Here is a 2,600-nt window from a genome sequence, read left to right as displayed (position 1 = left end):
TTTTCACACCCACCAGGCCGAAAATGCCCGAGGAACCGCCGGAGACGATCTCGATCTCCAGCTTGTCGCGTTTCAGGTCAAAGTGCTTGCAAGCGGCCTCGATGGCCTCGTCCAGGTTTTTGCCCTGGAATTCTTTGGTATCGCTCACGTGTATCCTCCCAGCAGATCTGTTACGCCACCGATGAGTCCTTACGCCTTGCGCATCATCCACCACTGCTGGGCGATGGAGAGGACGTTGTTCACCAGCCAGTAGACCACGAGCCCCGCAGGGAAGCTCAAGAACAGGAAGGTGAACACCACAGGCATGAGCAGCATGATCTTCGCCTGCATGGGGTCCCCGCCCGTGGGGGTCATTTTCTGCTGGATGAACATGGTGGCCCCCATGATGAGGGGGGTGACATAGTAGGGGTCCTTGGCCGAGAGGTCGGCCAGCCAAACGAGGTCGGTGAAGGGCACATGCGGAATGAAGGCCGCGTGCCGCAGCTCGATGCTGCCCAGAAGCGCCTTGTACAGGCCGAAGAACACGGGAATCTGCACCACCATGGGCAGGCAGCCCCCCGCGGGGTTGACCTTATAGGTCTTGTAGAGCGCCATGATCTCCTGATTCATGCGCTCCTTGTCATCGGCGTACTTCTCGCGCAGCTTCTGGATCATGGGCTGGATCTTCTTCATCTGCTCCATGCTCTTGTAGCTCTTGTGGGAAAGGGGCCAGAAGATGAGCTTGATGAGCACGGTCAGCAGGATGACGGCCACGCCGTAGTTGTGCACGAAGCCGTAGAACCAGTTCAGCATGAACAGAAGCGGCACGGCGATGAGGTGGAACCAGCCGAAGTCCACAGCCTGCTCCAGCTTGTTCGGCATGTTCGCCAGGAGGGCGCGGTCGGCCGGGCCCATGTAGTACGAGCAGCCCACGGTCTTGGCCTGTCCGGCCTCGAAGGTGACGGCGTTGCTGACGGCCAGGTTGAACACGCCGTCCTTGAGCTTGCCGTTGGTCAGCGCGTCCTCGGCCTTGGGCATGGCGGCGAAGAGGAAGTAGTTGCTCTCAACAGCGGCCCAGTTGATCTTCTCCGCCGGGGCCACGCCCTTCTTCTCCAGGTCGCCGTGGTCGGTCATCTCGTCGAAGCCGCCCTTGACGCGGCCGTAGGCGATGCGGGTGGGGTTGTACTTGTCCTCGCCCTTGGGGGAAAGGCCGCCGGTGGCGATGGTGAAGGCCACGCGGCCGGTGACCGGCGCGGCGCCGGGGTTGGTGACGGTGGTTTCCTCGGTGACGAGGTAGGAATCAGCGCTCACGGTCAGGCGGCGCACGATCTTGAGGCCAGCGGCCTCGCCCGTGAAGACGAAGGTCTTCTTCTCATTGCCGGAGAGCTCGGTGTCGGCTCCGTCGGAGGTCCAGCCCGCGGCGTTCCAGGTGTGCACCTCGCCGCCTTCGGGCAGGATGACGAGGCCGAGGGCGGCCTTGTCGCGCGCGGCCGCGCCCACGATGTCGATGTTCGCGGAGTCCTTGTCGATGGTCTCGTGGAAATTCTTGAGCACGAAGCTTTCCAGCACGCCGCCCTGGGTATTGAAGCGGGCGGTGTAGAGCGGGGTCTTCACGTTGATGGCGCGGCCCTGGGCCAGGGCGGCGGCGGAGGCCGACTCCACCGGGGTGGCGGGCTTGGCGCTCTGTTCAAGCTTGGCTTCGGGCTGGGCGGCAACGGGCGGGGTCTTGGGTTCATCGGGCGGGAAGAGATAGCTCCAGCCGAAAAGGACGACGAGGGAAAGGGCCAGGGCAGCTATGAGGCGTTTGGTGTCCATGGTGTCAGCTCGCGTGAGTGTCTGGGATGGTTGGGGAGAAGCAGACGGGCACGGGATCGTACCCGCCCCGGCACAGGGGCTGGCAGCGCAGGAGGCGCCACAGGGCCAGCAGCCCGCCCTTGAGCGCGCCGTGCAGAATCACGGCCTGCCGGGCGTACTGCGAGCAGGAGGGCTCAAAGCGGCAGGAGCCCGCGAAGAGGGGTGACAGCAGTCTCTGGTAGAGCCAGATGAGCGCCAGCAAGACGGACTGCCCGAACGAGCGACCCGCCCCGCGCGTGACTCTCAGCATGGAGACCTCGCGTCGGTGATCCCGCCCCCCGCCTCCCGGTCAAGCCGGGAAAGCGCGGGGAGGAACTCCTGTTCGACCAGGGCCATGTCGATGCTCTTCGGGTCAAGGTTCCGCTTGGGAACAACGACGATGTCGAGGGGGCGTCGGATCATGGCCTGGTTCAGCCTGAAAAATTCGCGCAACACGCGCCGCACGCGGTTGCGCCAAACCGCCCGCCCGACCTTGCGGCTTACCGTAAGGCCGAGCCGCAAGTCCCCGTCCGCCGCTTCGCGCTCAAGCACAAAGAGCACGAAATGGCGGGTGAAGATCTTGCGGCCCTGGTCATAGCAAGCACCGAAGTGCTTGCTGTTCGGCAGGCGGCGGCTTTTGGGCCAGCCTAAAGGGCTAATCTCTTGCGCCCCTTCTGACGGCGGCGGCGAAGGACGGCCTGGCCGCCCTTGGTGCGGGAGCGCACCAGGAAACCGAGGGTGCGTTTACGTCTGATCTTGCTGGGCTGGTAGGTACGCTTGCTCATATG

General features: G+C 64.0%; 5 protein-coding genes. All 5 read right to left on the bottom strand.

Annotation, left to right across the window (positions count from 1 at the left end; all coding sequences use genetic code 11):
- A partial coding sequence (locus VN419_RS00435; protein WP_325643278.1) for a Jag N-terminal domain-containing protein occupies window positions 1–148 on the bottom strand: 148 nt, incomplete at its 3' end.
- 41 nt (window positions 149–189) lie between these two features.
- A complete protein-coding gene (gene yidC / locus VN419_RS00430; RefSeq protein ID WP_325643273.1) occupies window positions 190–1,794 on the bottom strand; it encodes a membrane protein insertase YidC in 1,605 nt (534 codons plus the stop codon).
- 4 nt (window positions 1,795–1,798) lie between these two features.
- Window positions 1,799–2,083: a membrane protein insertion efficiency factor YidD gene (gene yidD, locus VN419_RS00425; RefSeq protein ID WP_325643271.1), complete on the bottom strand. Its 285-nt coding sequence runs from the start codon at window positions 2,081–2,083 to the stop codon at window positions 1,799–1,801.
- Window positions 2,077–2,472 (bottom strand): ribonuclease P protein component, encoded by a 396-nt coding sequence (rnpA, locus tag VN419_RS00420; RefSeq protein ID WP_325643276.1) that lies wholly within the window; start codon window positions 2,470–2,472, stop codon window positions 2,077–2,079. The genes yidD and rnpA overlap by 7 nt, the downstream gene beginning before the upstream one ends.
- Window positions 2,460–2,597: a 50S ribosomal protein L34 gene (gene rpmH / locus VN419_RS00415; protein ID WP_325643275.1), complete on the bottom strand. Its 138-nt coding sequence runs from the start codon at window positions 2,595–2,597 to the stop codon at window positions 2,460–2,462. Before rpmH ends, rnpA begins: the two co-directional genes overlap by 13 nt.
- Window positions 2,598–2,600: the final 3 nt, after the last annotated feature.

The sequence above is a fragment of the Humidesulfovibrio sp. genome (genome assembly GCF_035560995.1).
Taxonomy (GTDB): Bacteria; Desulfobacterota; Desulfovibrionia; order Desulfovibrionales; family Desulfovibrionaceae; genus Humidesulfovibrio.
This window is presented reverse-complemented; position numbering and strand designations above follow the sequence as displayed.

Bases quoted from the DNA above. Each gene is read 5' to 3' on its own strand.
- rpmH (WP_325643275.1), bottom strand. From the start codon at position 2,597: ATGAGCAAGCGTACCTACCAGCCCAGCAAGATCAGACGTAAACGCACC.
- yidD (WP_325643271.1), bottom strand. From the start codon at position 2,083: ATGCTGAGAGTCACGCGCGGGGCGGGTCGCTCGTTCGGGCAGTCCGTC.
- yidC (WP_325643273.1), bottom strand. From the start codon at position 1,794: ATGGACACCAAACGCCTCATAGCTGCCCTGGCCCTTTCCCTCGTCGTC.